Below are 15,494 nucleotides of genomic sequence, written 5' to 3'. Positions count from 1 at the left end.
GTATTTTCCAACTTAATTTACTAAATTGTAATGTTAATACTATATTGTCATGTTATAATGAGGCAAATAAAACATAAGGAGCTATGCCATGTCTATCACAGCAAAAGAACTTGCCAAACAACTTAATCTTTCTGAAGCAGCTATATCGATGGCACTTAATAATAAGCCCGGTGTCAGCACACTCACCAGAAAACGTGTACTCCAAGCTGCGGTCTCTGCCGGATATGATTTTTCAAGGATATCAAATACCAATGAAACTCCGGCCTCCAATGGCACATTATATTTTGTAATATACAGAAAGAATGGCGCTGTAGTTCCTAATTCTCCTGTTTACACACATACAGAGCACGGCGTTTTGGTACAGGATGTTCCATTCTTTTCACAGCTGTCAGAGGGTATTGATTTGGGCTGCAGGCACTGCCACTACTACCTGAATATCAGCTACATATACGAAAATGACGATATTGAGGCTTTGCTATCTGAGTGGAAAAGGCTTGGAGCAAAGGGTATCCTGCTGCTTGGAACCGAGATGGAAGAGCATGACATAAAGCCATTTACAAGGTGCGGTCTGCCTGTTGTGCTAATAGACAACTATTTCGAAGCCTTAAACCTCGATTGCGTGACTATAAATAACCTTCAGGGTGCCTATCTTGCCACAGACTATCTGATCAAACAAACACATGCACAGCCGGGATATCTGCATTCCTCATACATTATAACAGGCTTTGAGGAGAGAGCCGACGGCTTCTATAAAGCAATACGCAAAAGCGGTATGTCAACCTCGCGCTCAGTCGTACATCACCTCTCCCCTACAGTTGACGGTGCTTACGGCGATATGAAGGCAGTAATAGAAAGCGGTGACGAGCTTGCCCGATGCTACTTTGCCGACAATGACCTGATTGCTGCCGGAGCTATGCGCGCACTTTCAGAGGCAGGCTACCGCATCCCTGAAGACATATCAGTAATAGGCTTTGATGATATGCCAATGTGTACCTACATTACACCGCCTCTTTCGACTGTGCATGTGCCTAAGCAGTACATGGGTGAAATTGCAGTAAAAAGGCTTGCAGAGATAATAAATTCTACCTCTGCAAGCCATGTAAAAATTGAAATAAGCACAGAAATTATAAAGAGAAAAAGTTGTTAATTTCTATACATTCACTTATGCATTTTTCTGAACTGCCGATGCACTAAGTTTGTCATCCTTCACATCTATAAGAATGGTATCTCCTGCTCTCACACCATCTGCCAGAATCAGCTTTGCCGCGAGTGTCTCGACATGCTTCTGCAGATATCTCTTGAGTGGTCTTGCTCCGTATACCGGATCGTAGCCACTGTCGGTGATAAACTGCTTTGCAGTGTCTGTCAGCTCGACTGTGATTTCCTTGTCGACAAGACGCTTGTTTAATTCTGCCATGAGCAGGGTGATGATATGACCAATGTTGTCCTTTGTAAGAGGCTTGAACATTATGATCTCATCAAGTCTGTTTAAAAACTCCGGTCTGAAATGCCCCTTAAGTTCATCCATGACGCGGTTCTCACACTCTGTGCTGATGCTGCCGTCTGCCTCTATCCCCTCAAGAAGCTCCTGTGAGCCGAGGTTACTTGTCATAATGATGATAGTGTTTTTGAAATCCACCGTACGTCCCTGTGAGTCAGTAATGCGTCCGTCATCAAGCACCTGAAGCAACACGTTGAATACATCCGGATGGGCTTTTTCCACCTCATCAAAGAGTACTACTGAGTATGGCTTACGCCTTACAGCCTCTGTGAGCTGTCCACCCTCATCATAGCCTACATATCCAGGAGGCGCTCCGATGAGTCGTGACACTGAGTATTTCTCCATGTACTCACTCATATCGAGTCTGACCATGTTGTTCTCATCATCAAACAGACTTGCCGCAAGTGCCTTTGCAAGCTCTGTCTTACCTACACCTGTAGGTCCGAGTAACATAAACGAACCTATCGGCTTTGTAGGATCCTTGATGCCTGCCTTTGATCGGATGATAGCCTCTGTCACCTTTGTAACTCCGTCATCCTGTCCTATTACCCTCTTGTGCAGCTCCTCATCGAGGTGAAGTGTCTTATTACGCTCACTCTCCGTAAGCTTTGCAACAGGTATTCCTGTCCAGCGCGAGATAATGAGTGCAATCTCCTCATCGCCCACGTTCTCTCGCACAAGCGATAAGTCTCTGTCCTTAAGCAGTGCCTCCTCTGATTCCAGCTCCTTCTTAAGGTTTGGAAGCACGCCGTACTGTAGCTCTGCTGCCTTTTCCAGGTCATAGTTCTGCTGTGCTGTCTTGATTTCATTCTTTGTGGACTCAATCTTTTCACGAAGCTTGCTGACCTTGTCAACAGCTCCCTTCTCGTTCTGCCACTGTGCCTTTTTTGCATTAAAGTCATCACGCAGCTCTGCAAGCTCCTTCTGGAGTGCTTCAAGTCTGTCCTGACTTAAGTGGTCTGTCTCTTTCTTTAGAGCTGTCTCCTCTATCTCAAGCTGCATAATCTTACGATTCTGCTCATCAAGCTCTGCCGGCATTGAATCAAGCTCGGTCTTTATCATGGCGCATGCCTCATCCACAAGATCTATTGCCTTATCAGGCAAAAATCTGTCTGTGATGTATCTGTTTGAAAGCACTGCCGCTGTGACAAGTGCCGAGTCTGTGATTTTAACGCCGTGGAATACCTCGTATCTGTCCTTAAGGCCACGAAGTATCGAGATAGTATCCTCTACTGTCGGTTCGTCTACCATAACAGGCTGGAAACGTCTCTCAAGGGCTGCATCCTTCTCAATATACTCACGGTACTCATCGAGTGTTGTGGCGCCCACGCAGTGCAGCTCACCTCTTGCAAGCATTGGCTTAAGAAGTTGTCCCGCATCCATGGCTCCGTCTGTCTTTCCGGCTCCTACTATTGTATGAAGCTCATCGATAAAGAGAATTATCTGTCCGTCAGAGGCTTTTACCTCCTCAAGCACTGCCTTAAGTCTCTCCTCAAACTCGCCCCTGTACTTAGCTCCTGCAATCAGAGAGCCCATATCGAGTGCAAACAGTTTTTTGTCCTTTAAGCCCTCAGGCACATCGCCCTTTACAATACGCTGCGCCAGTCCCTCAACGACTGCCGTTTTACCAACACCCGGCTCACCTATAAGTACCGGGTTATTTTTAGTTTTACGCGAGAGGATGCGCACTACATTTCGTATCTCGTCGTCACGGCCGATAACAGGATCAAGCTTCTGCTGTCTTGCACGCTCCACCATGTCGTAGCCGTATTTCTCAAGTGTATCATAGGTGGCCTCAGGGTTATCGGATGTGACCTTCTGATTGCCCCTGACCGTAGAAAGCGCTGTGAGGAATCTGTCTCTTGTGAGACCGTACTCCTTTATCAGCTCCTTCATTGCCTTGTTTGGATACTTCAGCAGACACAGGAAAAGATGCTCTACCGAAACATACTCATCTCCCATTGCCTTTGCCTCGTCCTCAGCATGGATAAGAACCTTGTTTAGATCATTGCCCACATAGACCTGTGCACTGCTGCCACTTACCTTTGTGCGCGCTGCCAGATGACGCTTTGCATTCTCTGTGAAATGCTCTACGTTTATCTCCATCTTGTCAATCAGCTTCGGTATCAGTCCATCCTCCTGTGAAAGCAATGCCACAAGCAGATGCTCCTGTTCTATCTCCTGATTGCCATAATCATATGCAAGCTTCTCGCAGTCATTGACTGCCTCTATTGATTTCTGTGTGAATTTTTGAATGTTCATAGTCTCACTCCCTTCTACTATGTTATCCACAAATAATCCTTCAATATTTCCTTGTGACTATGTTATAGCACGCAAATTAGCACTCGTCAAGTGAGAGTGCTAACAATTTTTATTAAATAAATATAAACTTTTGATTTACAAGCAAAAAAGAGTGACTTACATCACTCTCTTTTACTCAATCGGCTGCACAATCCCCGAAACATTTGCCAGATTCTGCATCTTGTCATCAGCGTCTGCCATGATATCCGCGCATTTCTTGAGCTCCTGCTGCATCTCCTCCGTGAATACACGGCTCTTCTTGTAGCGAAGCTGATGCTCTGTGCTGGCCCAGAAATTCATGGCAATGGTACGAAACTGTATCTCTATCGGCACCTTGTCCTTGTGATCCGAAAAATACACATCAACCAGCACTATCATATGAAGACTCCTGTATCCATTTTCCTTTGGTTTTTTTATGTAGTCCTTTATAGTGACAATCTCGACATCCGCCTGATTCACAAGCATATTGGCCACCTGATATACATCGGATATAAATGGACAAATGACCCTGACGCCGGCTATATCCTTTATCTCACGCTTCATGGCGTTGGTGGTGAGTGGAATGCCCTTTCGCTTCATTTTGTCTATTATACTGTCAAGTGACTTTACACGGCTCTTTATGTTCTCGATTGGATTTCTTTCGTGATTGTTTTTGAATTCATTATTTAATATCTGCAGCTTTGCTACTATCTGCTGTATGCCCGATTCGTAGTAGAACATGATGTGTTCATACTGCGAGGCAATTGAACTGAATTCGCCCAGCACCGGCAGCATCTCTATTTGTATATCATCCATGTTTCCCCCCCTTACATATAATATATTTCCGCTTCCCACTTTATAATCTATGCAAGCCGGCATAGCATGCAGTATATTCCTCTGTAAAATTATGAAGTCAGTCACGAACACACATAGAATTAGATTGTTTTTATTTTATCATTTCTTTCAACTACTATTTTTATGGAACCTCGTGACAGTTCATAATTTTTCTTCGGAACACACCGCATACTCTCCGGCAGAAGGTTTACGGGTGGGAAGCTGCATTCTAATTAATTATTTACTTAATTTAGTAAGTAACAGCCGTGAAATTCGGTATGTTACTTCGATGAGGATCACTCCTGCCACTACATCATATATCACATGCTGCTTTGTAGTCAATGTGGATATGAATACTGCTATAGCGCAAATCCAGAAGGTTGTACGTATCCACTGCGGTACTTTTTTATTGCCACGAATGCCGATATAGCACAGCCAGCTTACAAGGCAGTGTATAGATGGAAAAAGATTGTCCGCTGCATCCATACTATATAAAAAGCGCATGAGCTGTGCCCATATGTCTGAGCCTACAATTTCCGGGCGGGTATTGGTTGTAGGATACACGATATAACAGATAAAACAGACTGCCTTTGCCAGCCAGTCTGCCATAAGGAAACGATAACAGTGCGTTCTATCCATCGCTGCATTGTACAGATATCCTATAATCCAAAAAATATAGCAGCCAAAATAAATGACTACTGTAGGGTACACAACCGGTATCATGCCATCGAGCGCGGTCTCTATATTGTGATGTGTAAAACCGCCTGCAATTGCTCTCGCGCCCCAGTATACACTGAAATTGAGCACTACTGTAAAAAGCAGTGGAATACGGCTGTATTTTGGAAGTATTCTGTTAAAAAGCTGTCCTGTTTGCGATATGCTGTCCCTGGATAACACGTACTTCTTTGTCTCCTTTTATACACTCTTTGATTTCCGGAAGCAGGTCGATATGACCTTTTTTAAACAAAAGCACAATTGTGGAGCCAATCAGCTCAAAATGCCCCATCTCTGCGCCCTTTCTCATCATGACATTCTCGTGGTCATTGACTATGCCGCCCACGAGCAGCGCGCCTACCTCAATCTGTGCCACCTTGCCAAAATTAACTGTATCAAGAATTGTCCACATACGCCTGTTTTTCCTGTAAACAGGAGCATTTTCCAGTGCAATCGGCTGAACGCTGTGAAGCAGCCCTTTCACGAAATGATTCTTTCCCTGAAAGCCGTCATCTATATAGCAGTAATGATGATAATCATTGGCACAAAGACGCAGTATCACGCAGTCTCCTCCGACAAATTCCTTTGCAATTTTTTTATCGGTGACAAGATCCGTCACCTTGTACCATGAGCCCTTGATGTAAAAGCTGTTGTTACTTTTTATCCTGTAGGCACTCAGGTAGCCGTCACACGGACTGATAAGATGCTCAGCCTGCCTGTCCACCCCAATATCATCGCGCTTTCTGGAGAAAAAATCCTGAAAACTGTTATATTTCTGTCCCTTAAAATCAGACATGTCTATATTGTTATTCTTTATATACCGGCTGATAAACGGCTTAGACAGCGGGGAGCGTGCTACTATTTCTCCGAGCTTAAGTGCACCTGTATACAGAAGCACCTTAAGTGTCACACGCCCAGGTGCCGTGGTGTAAAGCCAGTCTACAAACGATTTTTTTGCCATTAAATAAGAACCTCCGCAATGAGAATACAAAACTCAACTGCTCCTATACCTACAAGCAGAACCTCGCCAAAAAGAGATGGCTTTTTGAGCTTTACCGGGAGCACGTAGCATATGCCTATGACTAAAAGGGCAAGTGCTGCGATTGTCTCTATATGTATAGCAGTGAACTCGCCAATCAGATATACCGCCGGGATAGCAAGAGCACTGGAGGTGATTGGAAGCCCCAGATAGTACTGTCTGCGCTCTGCTGTGGCTGCCTGTCTGTTAGCCTCATCCACATTAAAGTATGCCAGACGGATAAGCCCGCAAAGCATGAATACAAATATGGCGACAAATGCAACTGATATCTTTGGTGTCACGCAAAATACCCACACTGCCGGAAGCACACCGAAACATATGATATCACTTAATGAATCTATCTGTATGCCAAATGTGCGCTCGTCCCTGGTACGATCCTTCTTTGTGGATGCAATGGTGCCGTCAAACATATCGCAGACACCGGCGAGCATAAGGCAGATTAATGAGCCCACATACCTATCCTTTATGGCAAGCATCACTCCAAGGAAGCCTATCCACATGCCTATGTATGTAAGCACTACCGTATAATTATAAAAGCCTATGAGCCCTGTCTTTTTTTCTGTGTTTGTATTTCCTATATCCATAGTATCTGCTATTGCAGAATTAATATTCATATTATTCATATTATCCATATTGATTCCCTTACTTTAATTCTTTTGTTTCTATCAGATAAAACATGATAAGTTTTCTCATTTACCATTAAACGATAATATTATACGCCTTTACCTGATATATAATATCATATTTCCAACGTAAACTCATTAATTATTTGTTTAAACTTTTCTTAATATATCCTTTTTCAGCAAAAAGAACAGGGCAGAACACCTGAATTGATTCTGCCCTTATAAAAAATACTCCCTGCTTAGTACTTCAGTATCATCTTACATCATAATAGAAGATAAAGCAAGCCTTTTTATGACTTTTATACTATTTTAGAGCATTTTATTAATTAATTCTTTAATCTCCTGCTTGTCTTTTTTCAAAACAAAAGAAAGCTCTGCATTGAGATTGTGCTCTGCCATCTTGCCATAGCGCTCATCGACGGCTGTAGCCTTCTTGCCAGCCCGGGCACGCTGCTCGCTTCTGATATGTAAACACTTTATGAGACTGACTACATTATCCGGCTCACAACTTCTGACTGCCTCCTTGTAGCGTGTTTCGCGCTCCTTCTCTTTGTCTACCACGAGTGCCTCTATCTCAGGAATCCTATCCAGCACTGCCTGTGCCTCACCCTTTGTTATTACCTTACGTATCCTCTTATCGGCATTGTCAACAGGAATATACACTCTGTCATTCTCCTCCTCAATAGGACGAAGCAAAAAATATGACTTGAGCTGCTTGTCTCCTGACATGTCTAACTCCACGATTTCGCTTATTTTGCAAATACCATTTGTAGCATTTAATACGTAATCACCTATTTCGAACATATCACACCTCTTTCGTTATACGTTATCATTTTATCACTTTTTCACGAATTTTGTAAGAGGAATTTTTAAAATGTCAAATATATCAAAAAAGCGTGTTTTACGTCAATAAAACACGCTTTAAAAAACTACTCCATCAGCTGATTCACACGGTCATCGAGCTGGAGCATACGGATGATAAGCTCTATTGAGCCCTTGATACCGTAGCTGGCACTGTTGATACAGATATCATAGTTACTTGCCTTGCTCCACTTTCTGCCGGTATAGAATTTGTAGGTCTTCAGATGTCTTATATCCTCAGACTCTATCCACTTCTTTGCCTGATTCGGAGTCACATTCTTGTTTATCTCAAGGAAACGCTGTACTCGTCTCTTCTCCGGTGCTGTGATAAAGATACTGATGTGAGGAATATGATTGTTTGTCAGAATCGCATCCGCGAAACGTCCCATGACAATGAAGTCCTCCTGCTTTGCCTTCTCTACAAGGAACTTGCTCGTATCAAAGAAAAGCACATCCTCTGATGAAAGTCCGTGGTATCTCTTAAAAGCTTTTATGCGCTTTTTGATTCCCATTCGCTCTTTTTTCTGGAAGGTAGCTGTAGCCTGGGCAGCTTCCTCTCCATCCTTCTGTCTGAACACCTCATTCATGACAGACACATCATAGAAATTCATACGAAGCTTGTCTGCAAGTGCAAATCCAATCTCATTTCCACCACATCCGCAGGAACGTCCTATACAGATAATCAGATGATCGCCCGTCTTGAAACGATCCTTCAGGTTTACGGTATTTAAATCCGCTATCTTTGGATCGAGGATATCTCCGTCAGCAAAGCCTGTCGGGAGCTCCGCTATCTCCTCTACTATGTTGTTGTATCTGACCATGATATCATGCCTTGTATCGTGATCAGGTATTGTTCTTGCCATGTTGCTTATCAGGGCAAGCTCGCTTCGGATTCTTGAGCTGTTCTGCCTTGAGTGCAGATCCTCCATGATGTTGCGGATACATATATCCTTCTCGCCACCAAATACCCTGCCGAGGGATGAGCCTAATTTCTTGTATACTTCGGCATCAAGCTCATAGATTTTGATGGCAAGAGCTTTAATTTTCTCGTCATAAAATTCCATAATTCATCCCTCCTATAAAAAGAATATGATCATATCTATGATGAAAACAGGGAACAGATAACGCACTGACCACCACATGTAACCGAAGAACGATGGCATGTTGATACCGTTTTCGTCTGATAATGACTTGACCATAAAGTTCGGTGCATTTCCAATATATGTGTTGGCTCCCATAAATACAGCGCCACACGAAATTGCCATAAGCATCTTGACCGGCACCACTCCCAATGTGGTTGCGACACCTGTAGTAAAGTGCATGGCTCCCGCTGTAGTAAGGAAAACCAGATATGTCGGTGTATTGTCGAGGAAGCTTGAAAGTGCTCCTGTTGCCCAGAACATCTCAAACGGCTCCGTGATTCCAAGACCTGAACCGGCGCTCTTTAATACCATAAGAGCCGGCTGCATGGTGATGAAGATTCCGATGAAAAGCACCGCAACCTCCTGAATTGCTCCCCATGTGAAATGGTTCTGCACACGAACCTCCTTCGGTGTTGTCTTGAAGGAAAGTAAGGCTGCAAGCAGAATAATTGCAATCTCAATGATTGCAGGCACAGTGAGTGTAACCTCCCTGAATATCGGAATACCGATAACCTCTCCTGCAGCATTCTGGAATGCAGAAAGCTTAGGAAGCACACCGCTTAGTATAACGGCTATGACAATCATTACTATATATAAAAAGTTTTGAGCACCCTTTATTCTAATTAAAGGCTCATTCTCCTTAACCTCAGGCATAAGTCCCTTAGTGATATCCTTCTGATATGCCTTCCTGTCCAAATGATAAAATATGCCCAGAAGTAATATCATATTTATTACCAGAACCGGAAACAGTCTCATGCTCCAGAAAAATGATACTCCTCTTGAAAATCCCATGAGCAGTGGCGGGTCACCGATAGGTGTAAGGCAGCCTCCGATATTTGACACAAGGAAAATGAAAAATACCATGATATGACGCTTGTTCTTTCTCCATGAGTTCATCTGGATGATTGGTCTGACAAAGAGCATACTGGCTCCGGTAGTTCCTATACAGCTTGAAAAAAGTGTTCCAACGGCAAGCATGATAACGTTTACCTTTGGATTGCCGACCAGACTTCCCTCCAGCTTTATATTTCCGGCTACGCAGAACAGTCCAAAGAGCAGCACGATAAAGGTCAGATAGTCGCCTATCAGACACTCCAGTACCGTCTCTGCGGCTTTTGGTGCTCCATAGAACAGCGCGAACGGAATGGCAAAAAGCAGTGACCATAAGATAACTGCATGAGCTTGATGCTTCTCCCACCATTCAGGCTTCACAAGCGGCATAACTGCTATGCACAGTAATAAGCCCGCAAATGGGATACACAACATTAATAATGTGTTTGACATTCTTATCACCTCTACTTTGTTAAAAAATAAACTAATTCAAATCTAGTTCATTTTACACCATTATATTTTATTTGCAACTGTTTATAAAAAGTTTTTAATTTATATATGTTTTTTATGTAGTATTCACATTTTTATAAACAATAATGCATTACCAGTTGGTAAAATTATCTATAACATAGTCTGCGTCATGAGCCATATCATCCTTTGGCGATATATTTGATTTCACATAAAATGCGTCCATCCGGCATTCCTTTGCACCCTTGATATCGGTAGTCGAATCATTTCCTAGTAAAGAGCGATTTTGCCACGTCAATATCATGCTTCTCTATCAGCTCCTTATAGAATCTGACATCAGGCTTTTTGGTGTTGTAATCAGACGAGATAAATACGTCATCAAACAAATCAAAGATATCAAGTCTTATCATCTCATAGGCTGTAAATATGCGCTGCGCATTTGAAAGCAGATATACATTTTTCCCAGCCTCCTTAAGCTCCTTGAGCATCTCCTTTGTGCCCGGATAAAGCTTTATGTATTCGGTGCTCATCACCCTGAAAAACTGTCCGGTATGCACTGAGAGCTCTTTTGTCGGATTCACACCCTTTTCCTCATAGAGCTTTTCAAATACATCCTCTATATGTATCTCCGGTGATGCTTCGTGAGCATATGAGATAGCAAACTGCGCATCTGCATCAGACTTTTCAATTTTCTTCTTAAGCTCTGCCTCGCTGCTCTTTACAAGTGTCTCATAGCGCTCCTTAAGCTCCTTTGCCTCATACAATGCTCCGTAATATCCATAGAACATGGCGAGCTTTTCCCAGATTGCAGTGTCACTCTCGTCTGTGTGTATATCCACAAGAGTACCGTAGAGGTCAAATATATAGTTATCATATGTGAGTGGAAGTTTCATGCTTTTCTCCTTTCGACAATACAATTTTTCTTATCACCCATTGTAATATGCTTTTGGATTTGGGTGCAAGTACTTTTCTTTTTCAATAATTTCCCAATATTTTCAATAGTACGTGTCGTAAGCCGGTGGTGGTGGGCAGGCGGTGCTGTCGTGCGGGCTACGCTTCGCTGTCAAGTGTCTGTACGAAATTATGCCTACAGGTTTTCTATGCCCGACGAAACCGTCGAAACTCGCCATCCATGGCTCGATTTCTCCTTGCCTCGGCGTCCATGCCTCGGCATTTCTGTGCTTTACAGCATAATTCTACAGACACTAAACAGCTGCGCTATTCGCCCGCCCGACAGTACCGCCTGCCCACCACCACCGGCTTACGCCACTTACGCTGAGATATAATGTGCTGTTCCTCACCTGCGGTTCGGACGGCACGGCGCTCTCAGCCTGCACGTGGGAAGCTCAAAACCTACGACGCTTCCCACTTGACACAACTAAATTCGCCGGAGGGCATGCAGTGTGTTCTGAAGAAAATTATGAACTGCCACGAGGTTCCATATTCCCTAATAACAAAAAAGCCCCGGCATATCCTCAATCTATCCGTACATGGGCTCGGGGCTGTCTTCATAATTTCCTGAAGAATATACTACATGCCATCCCGGCATCCTCTCAGCCTTTATGTGGGAAGCTCAAAACCTCCACTGCTTCCCACTCGACACACTAAATTCGCCGGAGGGCATGCAGTGTGTTCTGAAGAAAATTATGAACTGCCACGAGGTTCCATATTCCCTAATAACAAAAAAGCCCCGGCATATCCACAATCTATCCGTACATAGGCTCGTGGCTGACTTCATAATTTTCTGAAGAATATACTACATGCCACCCCGGCATCCTCTCAGCCTTTATGTGGGAAGCTCTCATCCTACGACGCTTCCCACTCACATCATCGCCCTGCGAAGCTTCGCCAACGTATTCTTCTCCATTCGTGATATGGCCACCTGGTTGCGTCCAAGCACATCTGCCACCTGCTTCTGTGTCTTATCCTGCATATAGCGAAGCTTAATCAGTCTGCGCTCGCTCTCATCAAGTGAATCAAATGCCTGCTTCATTGCGATATGATTTATCACTTTGTCTGTCTCTGATGACTTATCCGCTGTCTCTGTACTCATTTTGTTATCCAGAAAATCAAGCACATTTTCATTCTCTATCGATGCAGCTTTTTTGTCGGCTTCCATGGCAATTATTATATCCTGTTTCGACATGCCTGAAATATTTTCCAGTTCTTCAAGTGATATTTCACTGTTTTCGCTCATTTTGTATTTTTCTCTGATAATTGCAATTTTTCTGGCATCATCCTGTATTTTTCTGCTGATATGTACCATTCCGTCATCACGAAGAAATCGCTGTATTTCCCCTATTATCAATGGTACTGCGTATGTAGAGAAGGCAAAGCCCCTGCTTTCATCAAATCTCTGCGCTGCCTTTATCAGCCCTACTGCTCCTATCTGAAATAAATCATCCTGTTCAATGCCTCTATTTCTGAATCGTTTCATGACTAAATAAATCAGGTTTATATTTTCCGTGACAAGTCTGCTGTTTTTATCACTGCTCATAGAACTTTTTTCATCTTTACTGTTGTTCCGTGTCCCGGTTCCGATGTGACCGTAAGCTCGTCCATGAATGCTTCCATAAATGAGAAGCCCATACCCGACCTGTCAAGCTGTGGCTTGGATGTGTATAACGGTTCCATTGCTTTGGCTACATCCTTTATGCCTACTCCGTCATCCGATATTTCCACATATAACTCTCTCCCATGATATTTGCACTTCATATGTACCTGCTTTTTTGTACTGTTATTTATACTGGTTTTCATATTTGTTTCTGTTTCATGTATTTCATGATTTTGGGGCTTATCTATACACTCATGAGTACATAATTCGTGCTGTATAGCAGCCTCATCTTCAAACACCTCATAGCCATGAATAATCGCATTCGTCACAGCCTCTGACACTGCCGTCTTCACATCTTCCACCTGGTCTATCGTCGGATTTAATTGTGCCATAAAAAATGCTACTGTCATTCTCGCAAATGCCTCATTTTCGGAAATGGCATCAAAGCTGAGCGATATATGATTTATAATATTATTTTTCATTATGCTTCCTTTCTTGACTTTTCTATTTACTATTATTGTTTTGTAACTATTCTATATATCCCTGCACATTTAAGTATCATGTTTACCCTGTCTGATGTATTGCGCACTGCCACACTGCTGTCATTGAAATATTTAAGTTTTTTTGCTCTGCCAATTATCACGCCTATACCCGAGCTGTCCATAAAACTTGTATTTGTCATGTCAAATACTATTTTTCTGGCAATGCCACTGTCGATAAGTCCATCAAGCTCTGCAGCAATATTCTTTACAGAATGATGGTCCACCTCTTCCGGCATAAAATAGATTACCTCGTCATCCTTCATGCAATAATTTAAGCTCAATTTAATTTCCTCCCTGTTATTGTTATTTATGCATATTTCACAAGTATGAAATATCAGCTATAATTCATAGCTTCCACACATTCATATTTATACAGTAACCATTCAAAAAAAAGACACCGGCATAAAGCCGATGTCTTTTGTAAATCCTGATATAATTTTCATTCTATTGTTCTTGATTGATGTAATTCTTTGATGTTCTTGCTTTCTCAGTACCCGGATAATTATCAACCACATATTGATAATACTGCTTTGCCGATGCCAGATCTCCTGATTTTCTGAATGACTGCGCCAGGTAATATGCAACCGAGCCATCTCTATATGCCTCATCCATACCGATAAGCTTCTGGAAGGTTGGAATAGCACCCTGATAATCACCCTTACTGTATGCTGAATATGCCTGATTATACAATGCCTCTTTATATGAATCCGATATGGAACCATTCAGGGTATCATATATCTGTTTGGCTGAATCGCTCAAGTCATCTCTCTTTATATTCTCTAGAGCCTCTCCGGTCTTTACTATATCTCCCGATGCATAAAGCCCATATGCATTCAGAAGCGATTCATATGATGCAATCTGTTCAGCCACACCACTGTTCTTTTGCTGCTCGTCCTCAAGCTGTGTCTTAAGTGATTTAATCTGATCATTAAGACCGCTTATAGTCTGTCCGTTTGTGGAAAGCTGGTCACTTGTCGAAAGAAGCTGCTTCTTTGCATCCTGCTTTGCCTTATTCTGCACACCCGGAACAACGAGAAAGCTGGTAACTGCCACTCCGACAACAAGACCAATAATCAGATAAACTATATTTGTCCACATAGAAGTTTCTCTGAATCTCTTAGGCATTATGATGGTTTCATTTCCGCTTTGATAAGAAATTAAATCGTCATTTTTCTTTTTCTTTTCCTTACCCTTTTCCTTGAGGCATCGATTTACCTCTTTCAGATAGCGAAGAGTGGTAGTATTGTCTGTATCAATCTTGCCTGCATCCCTGAGAGCCTTTTTTGCCTTCTCATAATACCCCTCCTCGATATAAAGCAATGCGATAAGCTGATGAGCCTTTACAAGCTTTGGATTAAGTAAAAGTACTTTTCTAAGCTGTATCACCGCAAGATCCTTGCTGTCTTGCTTACAATAAATTAAAGCCTGATTATATTTTTTTATTGTTTGATTTATAGTGTCAAGCTGATTTCTGTTGCGGTGTATCTGCTCGATATATTTTTTGGCCAGATTGTCCTCTGACTGGTAATTTGCACTGATAACCCACTCGCTTAAGGCATCAACAACCTCGCCCATCTCATAATACACAAGTCCGAGCAGATTCCTTGCCTGTATATTGTATTTGTAAAACTTAAGACTCTGTCTGAGACTGATTATTGCACCGGAGAGATTTCTTACCTGCGCCTTCTGCAAACCGTCATTGTAGTATGAATTGGATATCCTCACAACCTTCTTGAAGATTTTCATATCGGCTCCGCAGGCAGGGCAGCTATCCTCCCAGCCGGTTTCCTGTCCACATTTATAACAAATCATTTTGTATTCTCCTAATAAAAACTACTTTTGCTGACCACGTAATATCTCTGCGATAATATCTGTAACATCTGTCAGATCATGACTGTAAATAGCTGACTCTGCCTCATCTATCTCAAGGCTTGGTTCATAATTTTTGAGTTCTTCTTCAAAGTTAAGCATAATTGCCTCCATAATTAATTAGTATAATAAATAATAAAATCATTTTCCTCATCAAAAAGGGTCACTATATATTATAATATAGTAACCCCTTTATGCAAGTGAAATTCCATTAAGATTTAATAAAAATATCGCAT

At 42.4% G+C, this 15,494-nt stretch carries 16 protein-coding genes; 1 reads left to right on the top strand and 15 read right to left on the bottom strand.

What is annotated here, in order from left to right:
• The first annotated feature begins 88 nt into the window (after nt 1-88).
• A complete protein-coding gene (locus ACTQ1L_RS04030) occupies nt 89-1,147 on the top strand; it encodes a LacI family DNA-binding transcriptional regulator (protein WP_441365520.1) in 1,059 nt (352 codons plus the stop codon).
• Between the two features lie 15 nt (nt 1,148-1,162).
• Here ACTQ1L_RS04030 and clpB read toward each other — a convergent pair whose 3' ends face one another.
• The 15 genes from clpB to ACTQ1L_RS03955 form a co-directional block, all read right to left on the bottom strand.
• Nucleotides 1,163-3,763, bottom strand: a complete 2,601-nt coding sequence (gene clpB / locus ACTQ1L_RS04025; RefSeq protein WP_441365639.1) for an ATP-dependent chaperone ClpB — start codon at nt 3,761-3,763, stop codon at nt 1,163-1,165.
• Nucleotides 3,764-3,934: 171 nt separating this feature from the next.
• Nucleotides 3,935-4,597 carry a GTP pyrophosphokinase gene (locus ACTQ1L_RS04020; protein WP_321111052.1) on the bottom strand — a complete coding sequence of 221 codons (663 nt, stop codon included), beginning with the start codon at nt 4,595-4,597 and terminating at the stop codon, nt 3,935-3,937.
• Nucleotides 4,598-4,852: 255 nt separating this feature from the next.
• Nucleotides 4,853-5,512: a phosphatase PAP2 family protein gene (locus ACTQ1L_RS04015; RefSeq protein WP_441365519.1), complete on the bottom strand. Its 660-nt coding sequence runs from the start codon at nt 5,510-5,512 to the stop codon at nt 4,853-4,855.
• Entirely contained in the window at nt 5,469-6,290 is an 822-nt protein-coding gene (locus ACTQ1L_RS04010; protein WP_321111049.1) for a phosphatidylserine decarboxylase, read from the bottom strand. Before ACTQ1L_RS04010 ends, ACTQ1L_RS04015 begins: the two co-directional genes overlap by 44 nt.
• Nucleotides 6,290-7,000: a CDP-alcohol phosphatidyltransferase family protein gene (locus tag ACTQ1L_RS04005; RefSeq protein WP_321111047.1), complete on the bottom strand. Its 711-nt coding sequence runs from the start codon at nt 6,998-7,000 to the stop codon at nt 6,290-6,292. The genes ACTQ1L_RS04010 and ACTQ1L_RS04005 overlap by 1 nt, the downstream gene beginning before the upstream one ends.
• 300 nt (nt 7,001-7,300) lie before the next feature.
• The gene (locus ACTQ1L_RS04000; RefSeq protein ID WP_321111045.1) at nt 7,301-7,795 is read right to left on the bottom strand and encodes a CarD family transcriptional regulator; all 495 of its coding nucleotides are present in this window, start codon (nt 7,793-7,795) and stop codon (nt 7,301-7,303) included.
• Nucleotides 7,796-7,920: 125 nt separating this feature from the next.
• On the bottom strand, nt 7,921-8,916 hold the full coding sequence (locus ACTQ1L_RS03995; RefSeq protein WP_321111043.1) for a cytidylate kinase-like family protein: 996 nt from the start codon (nt 8,914-8,916) through the stop codon (nt 7,921-7,923).
• A 12-nt stretch (nt 8,917-8,928) separates the two neighbouring features.
• The gene (locus tag ACTQ1L_RS03990) at nt 8,929-10,278 is read right to left on the bottom strand and encodes a sodium:proton antiporter (protein ID WP_441365518.1); all 1,350 of its coding nucleotides are present in this window, start codon (nt 10,276-10,278) and stop codon (nt 8,929-8,931) included.
• Between the two features lie 148 nt (nt 10,279-10,426).
• On the bottom strand, nt 10,427-10,519 hold the full coding sequence (locus tag ACTQ1L_RS03985) for a hypothetical protein (protein WP_441365517.1): 93 nt from the start codon (nt 10,517-10,519) through the stop codon (nt 10,427-10,429).
• Nucleotides 10,520-10,556: 37 nt separating this feature from the next.
• Nucleotides 10,557-11,186 carry an HAD family hydrolase gene (locus ACTQ1L_RS03980; RefSeq protein WP_441365516.1) on the bottom strand — a complete coding sequence of 210 codons (630 nt, stop codon included), beginning with the start codon at nt 11,184-11,186 and terminating at the stop codon, nt 10,557-10,559.
• A 929-nt stretch (nt 11,187-12,115) separates the two neighbouring features.
• Nucleotides 12,116-12,790, bottom strand: coding sequence for a sigma-70 family RNA polymerase sigma factor (locus ACTQ1L_RS03975; protein ID WP_321111928.1), 675 nt, complete (start codon nt 12,788-12,790; stop codon nt 12,116-12,118).
• Complete coding sequence (locus ACTQ1L_RS03970) at nt 12,787-13,329, bottom strand: ATP-binding protein (protein ID WP_321111927.1); 543 nt, start codon at nt 13,327-13,329, stop codon at nt 12,787-12,789. Before ACTQ1L_RS03970 ends, ACTQ1L_RS03975 begins: the two co-directional genes overlap by 4 nt.
• Nucleotides 13,330-13,361: 32 nt before the next feature.
• Nucleotides 13,362-13,670 carry an anti-sigma factor antagonist gene (locus ACTQ1L_RS03965; protein WP_321111926.1) on the bottom strand — a complete coding sequence of 103 codons (309 nt, stop codon included), beginning with the start codon at nt 13,668-13,670 and terminating at the stop codon, nt 13,362-13,364.
• Between the two features lie 163 nt (nt 13,671-13,833).
• Nucleotides 13,834-15,201 carry a tetratricopeptide repeat protein gene (locus ACTQ1L_RS03960; RefSeq protein WP_321111925.1) on the bottom strand — a complete coding sequence of 456 codons (1,368 nt, stop codon included), beginning with the start codon at nt 15,199-15,201 and terminating at the stop codon, nt 13,834-13,836.
• A gap of 21 nt (nt 15,202-15,222) precedes the next feature.
• The gene (locus ACTQ1L_RS03955; protein WP_321111924.1) at nt 15,223-15,360 is read right to left on the bottom strand and encodes a hypothetical protein; all 138 of its coding nucleotides are present in this window, start codon (nt 15,358-15,360) and stop codon (nt 15,223-15,225) included.
• Nucleotides 15,361-15,494 lie beyond the last annotated feature (134 nt).

It is taken from the genome of Agathobacter sp. LCP21S3_B2, from assembly GCF_052118705.1.
Taxonomy (GTDB): Bacteria; Bacillota; Clostridia; order Lachnospirales; family Lachnospiraceae; genus Roseburia.
The sequence above is the reverse complement of the archived record's forward strand: the minus strand, read 5'-3'. Positions and strand labels throughout refer to the sequence as shown.

Bases quoted from the DNA above. Each gene is read 5' to 3' on its own strand.
- ACTQ1L_RS04030 (WP_441365520.1), top strand. From the start codon at position 89: ATGTCTATCACAGCAAAAGAACTTGCCAAACAACTTAATCTTTCTGAA.
- clpB (WP_441365639.1), bottom strand. From the start codon at position 3,763: ATGAACATTCAAAAATTCACACAGAAATCAATAGAGGCAGTCAATGAC.
- ACTQ1L_RS04020 (WP_321111052.1), bottom strand. From the start codon at position 4,597: ATGGATGATATACAAATAGAGATGCTGCCGGTGCTGGGCGAATTCAGT.
- ACTQ1L_RS04010 (WP_321111049.1), bottom strand. From the start codon at position 6,290: ATGGCAAAAAAATCGTTTGTAGACTGGCTTTACACCACGGCACCTGGG.
- ACTQ1L_RS04005 (WP_321111047.1), bottom strand. From the start codon at position 7,000: ATGGATAATATGAATAATATGAATATTAATTCTGCAATAGCAGATACT.
- ACTQ1L_RS04000 (WP_321111045.1), bottom strand. From the start codon at position 7,795: ATGTTCGAAATAGGTGATTACGTATTAAATGCTACAAATGGTATTTGC.
- ACTQ1L_RS03995 (WP_321111043.1), bottom strand. From the start codon at position 8,916: ATGGAATTTTATGACGAGAAAATTAAAGCTCTTGCCATCAAAATCTAT.
- ACTQ1L_RS03990 (WP_441365518.1), bottom strand. From the start codon at position 10,278: ATGTCAAACACATTATTAATGTTGTGTATCCCATTTGCGGGCTTATTA.
- ACTQ1L_RS03985 (WP_441365517.1), bottom strand. From the start codon at position 10,519: ATGGACGCATTTTATGTGAAATCAAATATATCGCCAAAGGATGATATG.
- ACTQ1L_RS03980 (WP_441365516.1), bottom strand. From the start codon at position 11,186: ATGAAACTTCCACTCACATATGATAACTATATATTTGACCTCTACGGT.
- ACTQ1L_RS03975 (WP_321111928.1), bottom strand. From the start codon at position 12,790: ATGAGCAGTGATAAAAACAGCAGACTTGTCACGGAAAATATAAACCTG.
- ACTQ1L_RS03970 (WP_321111927.1), bottom strand. From the start codon at position 13,329: ATGAAAAATAATATTATAAATCATATATCGCTCAGCTTTGATGCCATT.
- ACTQ1L_RS03960 (WP_321111925.1), bottom strand. From the start codon at position 15,201: ATGATTTGTTATAAATGTGGACAGGAAACCGGCTGGGAGGATAGCTGC.
- ACTQ1L_RS03955 (WP_321111924.1), bottom strand. From the start codon at position 15,360: ATGCTTAACTTTGAAGAAGAACTCAAAAATTATGAACCAAGCCTTGAG.